At 67.9% G+C, this 15,937-nt stretch carries 14 protein-coding genes; 7 read left to right on the forward strand and 7 right to left on the reverse strand.

Features of this window, described 5'->3' with window-relative positions:
• Positions 1 to 57 precede the first annotated feature (57 nt).
• Positions 58 to 1,026, forward strand: coding sequence for an alpha/beta hydrolase (locus tag CHRYSEO8AT_RS02805; RefSeq protein ID WP_159845949.1), 969 nt, complete (start codon positions 58 to 60; stop codon positions 1,024 to 1,026).
• On the opposite strand, the gene CHRYSEO8AT_RS02810 is transcribed toward CHRYSEO8AT_RS02805, so the two are convergent.
• Positions 1,023 to 3,920 (reverse strand): PAS domain S-box protein, encoded by a 2,898-nt coding sequence (locus CHRYSEO8AT_RS02810; protein WP_201304336.1) that lies wholly within the window; start codon positions 3,918 to 3,920, stop codon positions 1,023 to 1,025. The genes CHRYSEO8AT_RS02805 and CHRYSEO8AT_RS02810 overlap by 4 nt on opposite strands.
• 709 nt (positions 3,921 to 4,629) lie before the next feature.
• Here CHRYSEO8AT_RS02810 and CHRYSEO8AT_RS02815 point away from each other — a divergent pair.
• The 5 genes from CHRYSEO8AT_RS02815 (at position 4,630) to CHRYSEO8AT_RS02835 (ending at position 9,012) form a co-directional block, all read left to right on the forward strand.
• Entirely contained in the window at positions 4,630 to 5,076 is a 447-nt protein-coding gene (locus tag CHRYSEO8AT_RS02815) for a hypothetical protein (protein WP_159845952.1), read from the forward strand.
• A gap of 222 nt (positions 5,077 to 5,298) precedes the next feature.
• Complete coding sequence (locus tag CHRYSEO8AT_RS02820; RefSeq protein WP_159845955.1) at positions 5,299 to 5,847, forward strand: energy transducer TonB; 549 nt, start codon at positions 5,299 to 5,301, stop codon at positions 5,845 to 5,847.
• A gap of 44 nt (positions 5,848 to 5,891) precedes the next feature.
• Positions 5,892 to 6,932, forward strand: a complete 1,041-nt coding sequence (locus tag CHRYSEO8AT_RS02825) for an ABC transporter substrate-binding protein (RefSeq protein ID WP_159845958.1) — start codon at positions 5,892 to 5,894, stop codon at positions 6,930 to 6,932.
• Positions 6,933 to 7,027: 95 nt separating this feature from the next.
• A complete protein-coding gene (locus CHRYSEO8AT_RS02830) occupies positions 7,028 to 7,885 on the forward strand; it encodes a hypothetical protein (RefSeq protein ID WP_159845961.1) in 858 nt (285 codons plus the stop codon).
• A complete protein-coding gene (locus CHRYSEO8AT_RS02835; RefSeq protein ID WP_159845964.1) occupies positions 7,882 to 9,012 on the forward strand; it encodes a DUF2336 domain-containing protein in 1,131 nt (376 codons plus the stop codon). The genes CHRYSEO8AT_RS02830 and CHRYSEO8AT_RS02835 overlap by 4 nt, the downstream gene beginning before the upstream one ends.
• Positions 9,013 to 9,992: 980 nt before the next feature.
• Here CHRYSEO8AT_RS02835 and CHRYSEO8AT_RS02840 read toward each other — a convergent pair.
• The 6 genes from CHRYSEO8AT_RS02840 to cysK all read right to left on the reverse strand — a co-directional run bounded on the left by CHRYSEO8AT_RS02840 (position 9,993) and on the right by cysK (position 14,492).
• The gene (locus CHRYSEO8AT_RS02840; RefSeq protein ID WP_159845967.1) at positions 9,993 to 10,430 is read right to left on the reverse strand and encodes a MucR family transcriptional regulator; all 438 of its coding nucleotides are present in this window, start codon (positions 10,428 to 10,430) and stop codon (positions 9,993 to 9,995) included.
• 151 nt (positions 10,431 to 10,581) lie between these two features.
• A complete protein-coding gene (locus CHRYSEO8AT_RS02845; RefSeq protein ID WP_159845970.1) occupies positions 10,582 to 11,802 on the reverse strand; it encodes a DUF2336 domain-containing protein in 1,221 nt (406 codons plus the stop codon).
• Positions 11,803 to 11,843: 41 nt separating this feature from the next.
• Complete coding sequence (locus tag CHRYSEO8AT_RS02850) at positions 11,844 to 12,104, reverse strand: hypothetical protein (protein ID WP_159845973.1); 261 nt, start codon at positions 12,102 to 12,104, stop codon at positions 11,844 to 11,846.
• A 2-nt stretch (positions 12,105 to 12,106) separates the two neighbouring features.
• A complete protein-coding gene (locus tag CHRYSEO8AT_RS02855; RefSeq protein WP_159845976.1) occupies positions 12,107 to 12,754 on the reverse strand; it encodes an OmpA family protein in 648 nt (215 codons plus the stop codon).
• Positions 12,751 to 13,341 carry a hypothetical protein gene (locus CHRYSEO8AT_RS02860; RefSeq protein ID WP_159845979.1) on the reverse strand — a complete coding sequence of 197 codons (591 nt, stop codon included), beginning with the start codon at positions 13,339 to 13,341 and terminating at the stop codon, positions 12,751 to 12,753. The genes CHRYSEO8AT_RS02855 and CHRYSEO8AT_RS02860 overlap by 4 nt, the downstream gene beginning before the upstream one ends.
• A 170-nt stretch (positions 13,342 to 13,511) precedes the next feature.
• Positions 13,512 to 14,492, reverse strand: coding sequence for a cysteine synthase A (gene cysK, locus CHRYSEO8AT_RS02865; protein ID WP_159845982.1), 981 nt, complete (start codon positions 14,490 to 14,492; stop codon positions 13,512 to 13,514).
• Positions 14,493 to 14,640: 148 nt separating this feature from the next.
• Here cysK and CHRYSEO8AT_RS02870 point away from each other — a divergent pair, with 148 nt between their 5' ends.
• Positions 14,641 to 15,936, forward strand: coding sequence for a sensor histidine kinase (locus CHRYSEO8AT_RS02870; protein WP_236547400.1), 1,296 nt, complete (start codon positions 14,641 to 14,643; stop codon positions 15,934 to 15,936).
• Position 15,937: the final 1 nt, after the last annotated feature.

Genomic DNA, 15,937 nt, shown 5'->3' on the forward strand with positions numbered 1-15,937 from the left:
CTGCACCGGCGTTTCCGATATTCGGCCCGCATCCGTTCGAAAGACCCCGTCCGCCTCATGACCCTGCGCACCCACCTCGTCGAGTTCGCCCCGCCCCAGCAGGCGGCGGTGCGGCGGATCAACGCCGTTCTGGCCCGTGCGCCGCGCCTGCGCACCGACGGCTGGCGGATCGATGCAGGTCAGCGGCTGTCGCTGTGGCTGGACGCCGCCGCCGGGCGGGTCACGGTCCCGCGCCTCAGAAAGCGCGGCGTGACGGTCGAGATCATCCAGACCGACGGCGACCATCCCGTCCCCTTGCGCATCCTGCATCCCGTCGGCACGCCCCGCGCCGTCATTCTGGACATCCATGGGGGCGGCTGGGTGCTGGGCAGCGCCGGGCTGAACGACCGGCTGAACGCCCACCTGGCGCACCACGGCTTCTGCGTCGTCTCGGTCGATTACCGACTGCTGTCAGAGCGTCGCCAGATCTATATCGACGCCGCCATCGCCGACTGTCTGGCCGCCGCCTACTGGACCGTGACCAACGTCGATCGACTGGGCGCCTCTACCCTGTTCCTGACGGGCGAATCCGCCGGCGGGCATCTGGCCGCCCTGACGGCGGTGGCGTTGCGCGACCAGGGGCTGATCGACCTGGTGAAGGGCTGCGTCTTCACCTACGGCGTCTTTGATTTGTCGGGCACCGAGAGCGTGCGTTCGGCCGGGCCTGAGACCCTGCTGTTCAACGGCCCGACCATGCGCGCCGACCTGGCCCGGTTGGCCCCCGACCGCGACGAGGCGGGCCTGCGCCAGCCCGATGTCTCGCCCCTGTACGCCGACCTGACAGGCCTGCCGCCCGCCCTGTTCATCGCCGGCGAGGACGACCCCCTGTTCGAGGACAGTCTGCTGATGGCCACCCGCTGGGGCGAGGCCTCGGACGCCGACCTGATCCGCGTGCCCCAGACCCCGCACGGCTTCCTGCACTTCGGCGGCCCGGCCGCCCGGGGCGCGCGCGCCGCCATCCGCCGCTGGATGGACGCGAAACTCTAGCTCTCGATCAGTTCGCGGATCCGGCTGCCCAGGGCCTCCATGCCGAAGGGCTTGGTCATGACGTGCATTCCGGGGTCCAGGTGGCCATTGCCGACCACCGCATTCTCGGCATAGCCGGTGATGAACAACACCTTCAGGTCCGGCCGCTCCAGCCGCGCGGCGTCCGCCATCTGACGCCCGTTCATGCCGCCGGGCAGGCCCACGTCGGTGACCAGCAGGTCGATCCGCGCCTCGGAGTTCAGCAGCTTCAGCCCCGCCGCTCCGTCCGAGGCCTCGATGCACTGATAGCCCAGCTCGTGCAGGATTTCGGCGACCAGCATCCGCACCGTCGGCTCGTCGTCCACGACCATGACCGTCTCGCCGTCCTGGGCGCGCGGGGCCTGTTCGACCTCGGGAACGACCTCCCCCTCCTCGATCACGCCGTGGTGGCGCGGCAGATACAAACAGATCATCGCCCCCTGCCCTGGCTCGGAATAGATCCGCACCTGGCCGCCCGATTGGCGCACGAAGCCATAGATCATCGACAGGCCCAGCCCCGTCCCCTCGCCCAGCGGCTTGGTGGTGAAGAAGGGTTCGAACGCCCGCGCCGCCACCTCGGGCGCCATGCCGGAGCCCGTGTCGCTGACGCAGATCGAGACATACTGACCGGGGTCCAGATCCTGGGCCTTGGCCGTGCGCGCGTCGATCCAGCGGTTGCCGGTTTCGATGGTCAGCCGCCCGCCGCCTGGCATGGCGTCGCGCGCGTTGATGCACAGGTTCAGCACGGCGTTTTCCAGCTGGTGCGCATCGATCAGGACGGGCCACAGGCCGGTGCTGGCGACCACCTCCAGATGGACCCCCGGCCCGGTCGTGCGGCGGATCAGGTCTTCCATCCCACGGATCAGGCGGTTGGGATCGGTCGGCTTGGGATCCAGGGTCTGACGCCGCGAGAAGGCCAGCAGCCGGTGCGTCAGGGCCGCCGCCCGCTTGGCCGCGCCCTGGGCCGCGACGGTGAACCGCTCCACGTCGTTGTGCCGACCCTGGGCGATGCGGTTGGAGATGATCTCAAGGCTGCCGCTGATCCCGGCCAGCAGGTTGTTGAAGTCGTGGGCGATGCCGCCGGTCAGCTGACCCACCGCCTCCATCTTCTGGCTCTGGCGCAGCGCCTCCTCGGTCTGCATCAGCGCGCTGGTGCGCTCGGCGACCTGGTCCTCCAGCGTCTCGTTGAACCGGGCCAGTTCGGCCGACTGGCTGCGTAGTTCCTCGATATCGATGTTGGAGCCGACCCAGCGCGTGATCCGGCCATCCTCGTCGTGGACCGGTTCGGCCCGCACCATGAAGGTGCGATAGACCCCGTCGTGGCGACGCACGCGAAACTCGGTCTGATAGACCTGACCGCTCGCCAGCGATCGGGACCAGGTCTCGCTCACCCTCTCCATGTCGTCGGGATGCACGTGCTGGATCCAGCCCTCGGCCCCGTCCAGATCGCCGTCCTTCTGGCCGGTGTAGGCATAGACCTGAGGGTTGAACCAATACATCGACCCGTCCGCCCAGCTGGCCCAGATCTGGTTCGGCGTGGCCTGGGCGAAGACCCGGAACTGGGCCTCGCTCTCGCGCAGGGCGGCCTCGCTGCGGGCGCGTTCGGTCGCCATCCGCACCCGTTCGGCCACGTCGCGCATCAGCCTCAGGTCGCTGTCGCTGTAATGGCGCGCCGTCGCGTGATTGACGAACACCATGGCCACGACCCGACCCTGTTCCATCAGCGGCATATTGACGAAGGATCCGGCGCTGATGCCCTTCAAGGCCTCAGCGGTGTCGGCCGTGCGAGGATCCCTGGTGACGTCGTCGATCGCCACCGTCTCGCCGCGCCTGATGTCCTCGATGTAGGAGCCGTAGTCACGGAAGGACAGCACCCCGGCGAGGCTGCTCACGCCCGGCTGGTTGAAGTCGCGCGGGATGGTGATGGTCTCGGCGATCGTGTCCACCGTGCCGTATCCGGCGCGGCTGACGCCCATGGCCCGCGCCAATACCTCGGCGGAGGCCTGGGCGATTTCTTCGGCGTCGGTCAGGTCGCGAATGGCGTCGTTTAGCTCCAGCAGGGCGTTCTGGCGCGCCTCGCTCTGTTTGCGCTCGGTGATGTTGTTGAACAGCACCGCGACCTGATAGGCGCCCGGCTGGCCGATGCGCAGCGCCTGGACATCGTACCAGCGGCCAAAAATGTCGGCGGGGTTTTCAAACCGCGCCGGCTGTCCCGTGCGCGCCACGCCGCCGTACAGATCGAACCAGTGCTGCTCCAGCCCCGGCGCGATCTCGCTGACCCATTTGCCGTAAGGGTCGACCAGGCCGGTCATCTCCTCGAACGCCTGGTTGCCCTCGACGATCTTGTAATCGACCGGCCGATCCGTCTCGTCGAACCTCATCTCGATGACGCAGAAACCTGTCGCCATGGCCGCGAACAGGGCGCCGTATCGCGCCTCGCTGACCGCCAGCGCCTTGGCCGCCTGATGCCGTTCGGTGACATCCACGCCCTGGACGAAGATGCCCCAGACCTGGCCTGCGGCGTCCCTCAGCGGCTGGAAGACGAAGTCGACGTAGCGGTCGATCACCGCCCCGCCCGGCTCGGCCTGAACGGCATACAGGGCGCTGTCGGCCCGGTGCGCCTCGCCAGAGCGATAGACGCGGTCCAGCAGGTCCACATAGCCTTGGTCCGCCGCGTCCGACAGCGCCTCGGCTACCGTGCGACCCGCGACCTCGCGGTGGCCGATCACCTTCTGATAGTTCGGATTGGTCAGCGCGAACCGGTGTTCAGGCCCGACCAGCAACGCCATGAACCCCGGCGCGTGGGCGAACATCTGGGTCAGCTGGTCGCGATCGATGCCGAGAGGTTTAGCGTCTTCTGAGACGGTGATGGACAAGCAGTTCCCCCAAAGACTTTCGTCTGCCGATCACAGAACCCAAAGCACGGCGACCGGTTGCAATCGATCCGTCCGGCGCCGGACACAGCCGTCTATCGCCGCGTTTCTGTGGACAAGGCAAGGCCCTGATCCGCAACCGCGAATTTGATCCGTCCACCGATGTTCACAGGCTTGTCCACCGCCGCCGGGCCAGTCGTGCACACCGGGGCGAGATCGGGCGCTTGCCTCATAGCCGGTTTCATCGGAACGTCAACAGGCCAAGGGACACGGCGGCGCGGAAATCCAGGGGAGACCCCGGACATCAAGCGAACCGGCCCGGCTCTCCGACCCGGCGCGATCGGGCGATCTTCGGATCGTAACGTGCGGCAGGCGGGATCAAGGCTCCAGTCCTCGACGGTCTTCGGATCGACAAGGAACGAGAGAACCGGATCGGGATCGAGGGACGACGCGGTCGCAATACCGTGGGACGCCCAAGACCAGGAGCGCGACGAGGTACAGCCGACCGCCCTCGCAGGTTCGCCCGCGACGGCGCTGACGCCAAGGCCCTGACCCAGACGGCCAAGTCCAACCCGGACTTGGCGAGGGGACGAAGAGCACGGGTCCGCCCGCACGCTTCGTCCCCTCGCTCAATTCCGGCGTAGATTTCACGAAATCCCGCTAGACAGCCCCCGCTCCAGACTGCACCCATGAGATGCAGACGGAGACACCCATGCGCGCGATCATGTTCGGCCTCGGCCTTGCCCTGACGACGACACCCGCCCTGGCGTCCGTCGCCGACCAGGCGATCGAACCGCTGCGGACGTCTCCGGTCCGCACAGGCTACAGACCGGGCGACACGCCCCCCGAACAATCGCGGCTTCAGATTCCCACGCACGACGTCACCTGCGGCGGAGCCGCGATAAGGCCGGCATACGCCGACGACCTTCGTATAGAGACGGTCCGTTTCGGCTCTGAAAAGCCTGACGTCACCCTGTCGTTCTCGATCACCGAGGACGGCCGCACACGCGACATCCGCCCTTCATCGGCGCGCATGCACCCCGCCTCCGACGAGATCGTCATTTCATCGACGCCTCCGACCGATCAGGAACAGGCCGCCCTCGCCGCGTGGCGCTTCTCAGGCGGGCCTCGCAGCGACTGCCGCCTGACGATCCGCTAAACCGCCAAGCCCATCGTCGAAGCCACCAAGGCCGACCTGCTGCGTTATTTCGCCGTCACGCGCACGCGAGGCCCGATCCGCGACGCCGTCGCCTCGCGGCTGGCCGGCCCAGACGCCAACTGCGGCGGCGATCGTCGGGGCGGTCGCTCGCCCCGCACCGTCAGCTACCCCGACTACAAGATCGGGCAACGTCCGCCGCCCGGCGGCCGGGCCTGGACCGTCGTGCGCTGGGGCGTGGACGCCGAGGGCCGCGCCGTCGATGTCGAGACCCTGGGGTCGTCCGGCGATACGGTCTTCGACGCCGAGACGCGCCGCGCTGTCTCTGAAACTGTCGTTCAGGGCGGAGCGCCGTTGCGCGGATGCGTCGCGAACTTCTACCGAATAGGCGAACGCCTGCCTGCGCCGGACCTGCCCGAGCGCGAGGACGACCCGCTTCAGAACTGTCCGGCCGAAGTTCGAACGCGTTTCCAGGCGCGCGGCGCCCCGGAATCCTTCCCCGCCGCCTTCCGCGAGCGTGGCATCGAGGGCTGGGCCCTGGTGCGGTTCGACCTCGCCACCTGGGGCCAGGTCGGCAATGTCGAGGTCATCGACACCCAACCCGCCGCCGCCTTCGGCGACAGCGGCCGTCGCACGGTCCAGGCGGGCCGCGCCGAACCGTCCAACAGTCACGGCGTCCGCTGCGTGGTGCCGGTCCGTTACGTCCTGCCGACAAATCCCGTGGATGGCGAACCGATCCGAAGCGACAGGGCGGACGACATCGTCACCGACTGACGCCGCGCCTTCCCAACGCCCCTATCCCCCCGTAAGTCAGGCGCATGACCTTGATGGGGAATCGCCTGCTGACCCGCCGCCGCGCCTTGATCGCGGGCGGTGCGGCCGTGGCGGCGGGCGCTGTGGGGCTTCGGGCCTGCGGGCGGGTCGAGGCGCCGGTGGACGAACAGGGTCGCGTGCGCCTGCGTTTCGCCACCGACTGGCGCGCGCAGGCCGAACAGGGCGGCTTCTATCAGGCCCTGGCCAGCGGGGCCTATGAGAAGCGCGGGCTGAACGTCCAGATCGTCCAGGGCGGTCCCGGCGTGAACGTCCCGCACCTGCTGGCCTCAGGCGCGGTCGAACTGGGCATGGGCTCCAACAGCTTCATCCCCTTGAACCTGGTCGCGGCCGGCGCCCCGGTGAAGGCCGTCGCCGCCTTCTTCCAGAAGGACCCTCAGGTCCTGATGGCCCATCCCGACGACGCGCTGGAGACCATCGCCGACCTGACCGGCCGACCCTTCCTGTTGTCCGATACGGCCGTCAGCACCTTCTGGGTCTGGCTGAAGGCCCGCTACGGCTTCACCGACGAGCAGCTGCGCCCCTACGCCTACGACCCCGCCGCCTTCATCGCCAACGCGCGCGCGGTGCAGCAGGGCTATCTGACCAGCGATCCCTACGCCATCGAACAGGCGGCCGATTTCGATCCCCGGGTCTTCCTGATGGCGGACGAGGGCTATCCCTCCTATGCGGCCATGGTCCTGGCGCCCAACGCCTTCGCCCGCGACAACGCCGCCGCCCTGCGCAGCTTCATCGCCGCCTCGGCCGAGGGCTGGCGCGACTATATCCGGGGCGACGCCTCGGCCGCCGACGCCCTGATCCGCAAGGACAACCCCGACATGACGCAAGCGGTGCTGGACCAGGCCCGCGAGAAGCTGCGTGACAACGCCATCGTTGATGGGGGCGACGCGGCCCTCTATGGCCTGGGGGCCCTGACCGAAGAGCGCTGGCAGGCCTTCTTCGACGTGACTTCCAAGGCCGGCGTCTATGAGGCGGGGCTGAACTGGCGCGACGCCTTCACCGACAACTATCTGCCCGGTCGCGGCTGACACGCCTTTGGTGTCGGAACCTGCCGTGGCGTTAGCGCGGGATTAAGTGGTCGAACCCTAGTGTGCGGGCTGCAATTCCTCACCGGAGAGCCGCCTTGCGCCGCGCCCTCGTTCTCTCGACCGTTCTGACCGCCGCCTGCGCGCTCGCCAGCCTTGGGGCCAGCGCCGCCGTCGCCCAGCAGGCGTCGACCAATCCCTCCGGCCTGCGCTACCTGTCGTGGCCCGGCAAGCCGCCGGTCGCCGCACGGCCCGCCCCGACGCCTGCCGTCACCTCGGCCGAGGCGCCGCAGCCGACCGTCGTCGCCGCCAACCGCACGATCCCCGGCGCCATTCCCCTGGCCCGCCTGGCGCCCGCGCCCCAATCCTCCGCCGAGACACCCCGTCGCGGCCTGACGCCCGCCAGCACCTGGATGAGCCAGCCCGCGCCCGTGCAGGCCGCCCCGGTCCACAGCGCGCCTCAGCCCCAAGCCACCGCGCCGCAAGTTCCTACGCCAGTCCAGCAGCAGCCTCAGCCTGAGGTCGCCGCCACTCCGGCCCCACAACAGGCCGCCCAGCCCGAACCTCAGCCTCAACCGGCGCCCGAACCCGCGGCCCAAACCGCCGTTGCCGACCCGATGGCCCCGCGCCGCGACGCCCCCATCTATCGCCTGCAACGCCCCCAGGCCGGCGTTCCCGTTGACGCCGCCGCCGTCGCCGCCAACCAGCAGACGGCCCAGATCGCCCCGACCGGCGACAACAGCGCCCGCTACTATTCGGTCCACCGCCAGGCCGGCCGTCACCCCGACGCCATCCCCGCTCCGCAACAGACCTATCTGGACGCCCTGCCGGTCGAGATGACCCAGACGCCGCGCTCGAACGACCTGGCCCAGCCGGACGGTCCGCCGGCCCTGATCCGCAATTCGAACGGCTCGCTGCGCGCCGTGCCCCAGACCGAAGCCGACAACCTGCCATGAGCGATCAAGCCGTGATCGAGCCCCCCCTGATCGAGCCCGCCGTGATCCCCGGCTCGCGCCTGCCGCAGCTGATCGCCCTGGCGGCCGAGGATTCCAGCGAAAAGCGCCGCCTGCTGCTGCGCGAACTGACCGACCACTTCTTCGGCGTTCCCGACCACAACGCCAACGAGACCGACCTCTATGGCTCGGTCCTGGCCAAGCTGTCCGACGAGATGGAGGTCGCGGTTCGCGCTGAACTGGCCGCCCGTTTCGCCGAGGCTCCCAACGCCCCCCACAGCCTGATCCGCCGCTTCGCCGACGACGAGCTGGAGGTCGCCGAACAGGTGCTGCGCGCCTCCAGCGTCCTGACCGACGAAGACCTGATCCAGGTCGTGCGCAAGCGCGGCCAGGGTCATCTGCGCGCCGTCTCGGGCCGCGCCGTGGTGTCCGAAGCTGTGTCCGACATCATCGTGGAGCGCGGCGACGACGACACCCTGGACGCCCTGCTGCGCAACGACGGCGCCCGCCTGTCACGCGCGGCGTCCGAGACCGCCGTCGAACGCGCCAAGGCCAATCCCGCCCTGCACGCCGCCACGGTCGAACGCCAGAGCCTGCCCGCCGACCTGCTGAACGAGATGTATTTCGTCGTCGAGGCCCGCCTGCGTCACCAGATCCTGGAACAGAACGCCCGCATGGACCCCGACCTGCTGGAAGCGGCCTTGGCCGCCGGCCGCACGCGGGTCGCCACCGACGACGGCGCCCTGCCCGCCGACTATGCCGAGAACCTGGCCTATGTGGACGAGCTGAAGGCCGCCGGCCAGCTGACGCCCCAGGTCCTGATCCGCTTCCTGCGCTCGAACGGCCGCACGCCCTTCCTGATCGCCCTGTCCAAACTGGCCGACATCGACTTCCACACCGCGCGCGGCATCGTCGAGCGCAAGGATCTGGACGCCCTGTCGGTGGTCTGCAAGGCCGCCGACATGGACCGCGCTGTCTACCTGACCTACGCCGTCGCCGTGCTGGGATCGGAAGACAATCCGATGGGCAAGGCCGCCGCCTACGGCCGCATGTACGGCGAACTGACCCGCGACGCCGCCCTTCGCACCCTGCGCTTCTGGCGCATGCGGCGGACAGCACAGGCGGCGTAAAGCAGCACAAAGCTCTCCCTCCCCGTTCCGGGGAGGGTGGTCGCGAAGCGACCGGGTGGGGGTGGCCCGGCAGGGACGCACTGGCTTAATCCAATACAGATCCGGGGCCTCGCCCAGCCACCTGCCCGCAGGGAGAGGGAGTAGCCGCCCGCCTACTCTAAGGTAGCGCCGCTCAAAGCTTTCCAAAGATTCACGTGCAAACCTGTGGTCAACCCCCGAACATCCTGCCGGTGAATTTCGGGAGGACGACTATGAGAAAACGGTACGCTGTCGGACCGGCCCTATTGGCGTCATTGCTTGTATGCGGCGCACCCATCGCACAGACGGCGGCGACGATCACCAGCCATGACGTGATTGGCGACTGGTCGCTTAGGATGACGCCAGCCGAGGGTGATGGCCGCACCATAACCTTCAAGTCCCAAAACGGCGGCCAACTCGTCCAACCACTCTCGATCACAGCGCGATCAGGCGATCGGCTGAACTGCACGGTGGATGCTCAACCGGCCCAGTGCAGGATAAGAAACGGCAGGCTCGTTGTCGCGACAGGCGCGAACGGTATGCGGATGACCTTCACCCTAACGGATCGGACGCGTCAGGGCTTCGCCGGCGCGATCGATCTGAGGCTCCGTCTGCTGCCCATCGGCAAGCCTATCGGCACAGTCGATATGGTGCGTCGCTAGCAGCATCCAGCGCCCTTGCGCCCATCGAACGCCGCCCGCGCGGTCTCTATGCGATCTATGGTGTTCCCGGCCAATCTCCGGACGCCGCAGCGCAGACGAACAGCTATGAGGCGTGCGGGCGACGGCGCACCGATCTGACTTCAAGTGAGAGCCGTAAGGCTCTGCCTAGCCCTCCCCACCCGGCTTCGGCTGCGCCTCAGCCACCCTCCCCAGCAGGGGGAGGGAGAAGATTGTGCCCCCAAAGCAAAAACGCCCACCTCCTTTCGGAAGCGGGCGTCCTTTTACCGGAAATCTCCGGCCTTATTTCTTGGCGCGAGCCGTCGTGGCGGCGCGGGCGGGCTTGCGGCCGCCCTGGCCCAGGCCCATCGACTTGGCCAGTTCCGAACGCGCCTTGGCGTAGTTCGGGGCGACCATCGGATAGTCTTTCGGCAGACCCCATTTGGCGCGGTAGTCTTCGGGGCTCATGTCGTATTTGGTGCGCAGGTGGCGCTTCAACGACTTGAACTTGCGGCCGTCTTCCAGGCAGATCAGGAAGTCCGGCGCGATCGACTTGCGGATCGGCACAGCCGGTTCCTTGGGCTCGGGTTCGGCCTCGACCGGACCATTGGAAACACCCGACAGGGCGGCGTGAATATTGGCGATAAGCGCCGGCAGAGCCTCTGCCGAGACGGAGTTGTTGCCGACATAGGCCGACACGATGTCCGCAGTCATCTCTAGCAGTTCGGGCTTATCTTCCATTATCGACATCGCTTTCATGATCCATGTGCGCTCGACTGATTCTCCAGTCGAGACATCCCTATATCCTCATAGGGTTGTTTCCACTTGAAAGCAAACACGCGCCCAAGCGGTGCAATGCGCACGTTACTGAAAAGACATGTAGTGGTTAAGATCAACGCCCGAAGTCTTCGGCCAGCACCATCATCGCCGCGCGTTCAGGCGCCGAATATTCATCGACCATATCATCCTCGCCGTCGCGTATGGCGCGCAGCAAGGACGGCGTCAGGGCCGAGGATAGAGACCAGTTCCAGTAACGCAGAACCGTCTGCGCCCGGTCCACCGCCAGCATCTCATAGGTGATCTGCACCCGTTCCCAGTCGGGATGGACATGGCCGTCCGCCAGGGTCTCCGGCCGACGCATCGACCGCCACAGATTGGTCAGGTCCACACGCGACATCCCCGTCGCCTTGCACAGGATCGCCAGCGGCTCGCCCCCAGGATCGCCCAGCAGCTTGGCCCCCGTCAGCGGCTTGACCCCGGCCAGGAAGGCGATCTCCGACGCCGTCTCGCGCGTCAGCCCGTCGCGCGCGGCGACCATGACGGCCTGTTCCAGACTGTCGAACGGGCTCTTTTCGATGGCGGCGCGGTTGCGCTGGCGCCGCTCGATGAACTGCAACGCCTTGCGCGCCACTGGGTCAGCCCACCCCTCCTCGGCGGCCATGGGAAAGACGTCCTCGGACGCCTCCTGCATGACTTCGCGCGATACGGCGAACCGCTGCAGGATGGTGCGACGATCCTCGGCCGCGCACCACCAGAACATGACATAGGCGCCCGACGGCCTCAGCTCTGGCCGTTTCAGCAACAGGCCGCACAGGTTCGGCGACGGACGGCTCAGGCCGACCACCGCCTCGATCCCCACCTGGGACAGGCGCGCGGTCCTGTTGCGCAGCACCGCCTCGATCACCTCCATCTCGCCGAAGGTGAACAGGGTCTCGGTCACGATCTCGGACAGGCCGCGCCGCGCCGCGATCAGCAGCCGGTGCTCGAAACTGGCGTCGCGCGCACAGCCGACGATGTCCGCGTCGCTGAGGGAGGCGCACTGTTCAATCAGCAGACCCGCGATCTCGGCCTCGTCGCGCAGCAGCAGGCGCGCCACGCTGTTGGGCAGTTCGGCCAGGGGCGCCAGGCGCGAGGCGACCCGCCGGCGCTCCTCGCGCGACGCCAGACGCAGCATCTCGACCAGCAGGTCGCCGGTGACGGACCGCTCGAAGGCGTTGATCCGGCTGGCGGGAAGGGACACGACATCGGCCAGCCGCTTCAGCAGCGCACGGCGTGCGCGCAGCGGCGTTTGCGGCGTCGCCTCTTCCCCCATCATGGCTGACAGTTCGCCCATTCGCCCACTCTAGGCGCCAGCGGTTAACCGGGCGTGAGCCTTCAGCTCTTGTTGACCACCACCACGATGGCCAAGATCACGAAGGCCACGACAGCAAGCACACGCGCGATCCACGGCGCGGCGACGAAGACGCCCAGCACAGTGAAGCCGCTCTTGACCGCCTCCGGCCGCGTCAGCGCCTGTTTGAACGTGCCGCCAGCTCCGCCGCCCCCATCACCTGCAATCGGATGACCGCAGTTGGGACAGGCCACGGCCGCCTCGGACACCTGGCGCGCGCAGGCGGGGCAAGGGATCAGGGCCATGTTCAGCCTCCCGGTTTCGGGGTGATACGGATTTCGACGCGGCGGTTCTTCTGACGCCCGTCTGGATCGTCCGAGCCGTCGGGCCTGGTGTTGGCGGCCACCGGCTGTCGCTCCCCGAACCCTTGCGCGCCCAGGGTACGCCCGGCCTCGCGTTGCAGCCGCGCCGCCACCGCCCGCGCACGCCTCAGCGACAGGCCTTCGTTATAGGCGTCGTCGCCCTTGGCGTCGGTATGGCCGCCAATGCTGACCTGAGCGTCGGGATAGCTTTTCAGCAGTTCGGCCGCCCGCGTCAGGGCCGGCTCCGCATCGGCCCGGATCGTCGCCTTGTCGAAATCGAACAGCACGTCGGCCGGCAGGTCGATCACGATCACCCCGTCGCTGCGCCGCGCATTCAGCTCGGTCAGCAGGCTGCGCGTCGTCTCGACCCGTTCGGGCGCCACCTCGGACGAGACGAAGACGCTCTCCAGTTCGCTGTCCGGCCCCGCCTTGGCGAAGCTGGACTGGGGCGCGGTCATGTCCTTCTCGAAGGTCGAGATCGTGCCGATGGCGCTGCCGCTCATCAGCCGCACCGTCATGGCCGAGACCACGCTCGGCGTCAGGCCGGCGGCCAACAGCGCCGCCGCCATGGCGGGCGCGTGCCGTCGCATCATCCGGCCGCTCCGGTCGGGTTCTGGGCCGTCGGATTCTGGGCCGCCTGGGCCGTCAGCGGAATGGTCATGCGCAGGAACGGGCCGATGATGCTGTCCGAGGTCGAGCCTTCGTTGAACACCACCGAGATCTGGTTCACTCTGGACGGCACGGCGCCCATGAAGACCAGGCGGCCGTTCATCGTGTCGCCCTTGACGATATTCATGTTGGGATTGCCCTCGGGCGGCTTCAGGCGAAGCTTCTGGCCGTTGGGCAGTTCGATATAGGTGGCGTTTGTCGCCATCTGGACGTTGTTCGTCATGTCGCTGGCGAACGAGATGCTGACATCCAGAATGGTGGCGTCCTCGGCAAGATCGACGTTCTTGACCCGCACCGTGGCCCCCACGTCCGTCACGCCCTGCACATCCACCGGCACGTTGCGGATCTGGCGCACCTGGGCGGTGACCGGGGAGTGACCTGCGGCGGCGGCCTGCTGCTCCGGCGACATCGACGGATCGACCGCTTGTTTGTCGTCGTTGTTCGAACAGGCGGCGAGCGCCAGGGCCGAGGCCCCGCAAACGGCGATCAGGCGAAGGGCGGCGACAGTCATGAAACGCTCCGGCGTTGTTGATCCATCGCGCGTCTGTCCGCATCCCAAGCGGAGCCGCACGCGCGTCCGATATCGAACACGCGGGCGGCCGAAAGGCTCCGCTTGGAGCTTGATCGTTTTTTGATTGAACCGCGCAGCGGTGCGGTCAAAAAACGTGAATCACGCTCCGCTTAAAGCCCTTCGAACAATGCCGTCGACAGATAGCGTTCGGCGAAGGACGGGATGATGACCACGATGGTCTTGCCCGCATTCTCGTCCAGCGCCGCCAGGCGGAAGGCGGCGGTCAGGGCCGCGCCCGAGCTTATGCCGACGGGGATGCCTTCGACGCGGGCGGCCTTGCGCGCCATGTCGAAACTGTCGTCGTTCGACACCTGTTCGACCCCATCGACCACCGACGGATCATAGATGGCCGGCGTGAAACCGGCGCCGATGCCCTGGATCTTGTGCGGGCCGGGCGCGCCGCCCGACAGCACAGGCGAGGCCTCCGGCTCGACCGCGATCATCTTCACGGAAGGCTTCTTCGCCTTGAGCGCCTGGCCGACGCCCGAGATGGTGCCGCCGGTGCCGACGCCGGCGATGACGATGTCCACCGCCCCGTCGGTGTCGTTCCAGATTTCCTCGGCCGTCGTCACCCGGTGGATGGCCGGGTTGGCCAGGTTCTCGAACTGCGACGGGCTGACTGAGTTCGGCGTGGTTTCCAGCAGTTCCTGCGCCCGCGCGATCGCGCCCTTCATCCCTTTCTCGGCCGGGGTCAGCTCAAGCCGGGCGCCCAGCAGGGCCAGCATCTTGCGCCGTTCGATGGACATGCTCTCGGGCATGACCAGGATCAGTTTCAGCCCCTTGGCCGCCGCCACGAAGGCCAAGGCGATGCCGGTGTTGCCGCTGGTCGGCTCGACCAGAACGGTGTCGGCGTTGATCTTGCCCGCCTCCTGCAGCGCCTCGACCATGGCCACGCCGATCCGGTCCTTGACCGAGGCGATAGGGTTGAAGAACTCCAGCTTGGCCAGCACCGTCGCCTTGGCCCCATATTCGGCCGACAGGCGCGGCAGGCGCACGATGGGGGTGTCGCCGATGGTGTCGACGATCGAGTCATAGACCTTGCCCCGGCCCTTCTTCAGGTGGCGGGACGCGTCGTAGCTGAAGTCGGTCATGAGGAAGGTCTCCGTGAATCTGTGGCCCGCAACAGATAAGGCCTCGCCGCACCGCGCAAGGGGGCGAACGCGATCATTTCTGCGCGACCCTTTCAGAGCGGCTATGTAGGCCTATATGTCGCGGTCGCGCGAACCGAGATTTTCTCCCTTGCCCCACACTCGCCCGCCTTCCGACAACGGCCTGACGCCTGAGATCGCCGAACTGGTCGCGGAAGTGCATGCCGACACGGCCGCCGAGACCCAGATCCAGATGGACGATCCGACCGCGCCCAAGGTCGAAGAGGCCACGGTGCCCGAGACCCGCTCCACCGCCGACGAGTTGCGCTATCGCCTCAAGCAGCAGTCGCTGCTGGCGCGGTTCGGCGAGGTGGCCCTGCGCGAACGGGACCGTCAGGCCCTGCTCGACGCCGCCTGCGAGATCTGTTCGGACGGGCTGGAGACGCCGCTGTCCAAGGTGCTGATCCACAACGAGACCCGTGACCGACTGGTCCTGATCGCCGGTGTCGGCTGGACCGGCGAGGTCGAGGGCCGCGCCTCGCTGGGCGTCGAGCTGGATTCGCCGGCAGGCTACGCCTTCCAGACCGGCAAGCCCCTGATCTCCAACCATCTGGACATCGAGGACCGGTTTCGTACGCCCAAACTGCTAGCCGACCACGGGGTGCGACGCGCCATCAACGTGTTGATCCGGCCCGAACTGGACGGCGAACCCTGGGGCGTGCTCGAGGTCGACAGCCCCGACGAAGGCCAGTTCGACGCCCGCGACGCCCTGTTCCTGGACGCCTTCGCCGCCGTCGTCGGCGCCGCCATCGCCCGTCAGCAGACCGAGCAGCGCCTCCTCGCCGCAATCGAACACCAGGCCCTGCTGACGCGCGAGGTCAGCCACCGCGTCAAGAACAGCCTGTCCCTGGTCTCCAGCCTGCTGTCGATGCAGGCGCGCGGCGCCGCGTCCGACGACGTGCGCGCCGCCCTGGCCACGGCCGGGTCGCGCATCCAGGCCATCAGCCAGGTCCACGACCAGCTGTGGCGCGGCGCCGACGTCCAGACCGTGATCCTGTCCGACTTCCTGTGCCAGCTATGCGCGGCCATCGACACCGGCAGCGACCACCACGTCGTCACCTGCGAGGCCTCGGACGCGCCGCTGGGCGCCGACATCGCCATCCCTCTGGGCCTGATCGTCAACGAACTGGTCACCAACGCCATCAAATACGCCTATGGCCCGGACGGCGGCGGCATCGCCGTGACCGGCCGGATCTCGGACGGGCGCCTGACCGTGACGGTGGCGGACCAGGGCAAGGGCTTCGACCTGATCGCCGCCCGCAGCGACCGCAGTCTGGGCATGCGCGTGATCGACAGCCTGGTGCGCCAGATCGGCGGGACCATCGAGAACCGCAGTCAGGACGCCGGCCAGGGCGCCGTCCTGGTGGTCGAGGCCTCTGCGACCTAAG

This window comes from Brevundimonas sp. G8 (assembly GCF_902506205.1).
Classification (GTDB): domain Bacteria; phylum Pseudomonadota; class Alphaproteobacteria; order Caulobacterales; family Caulobacteraceae; genus Brevundimonas.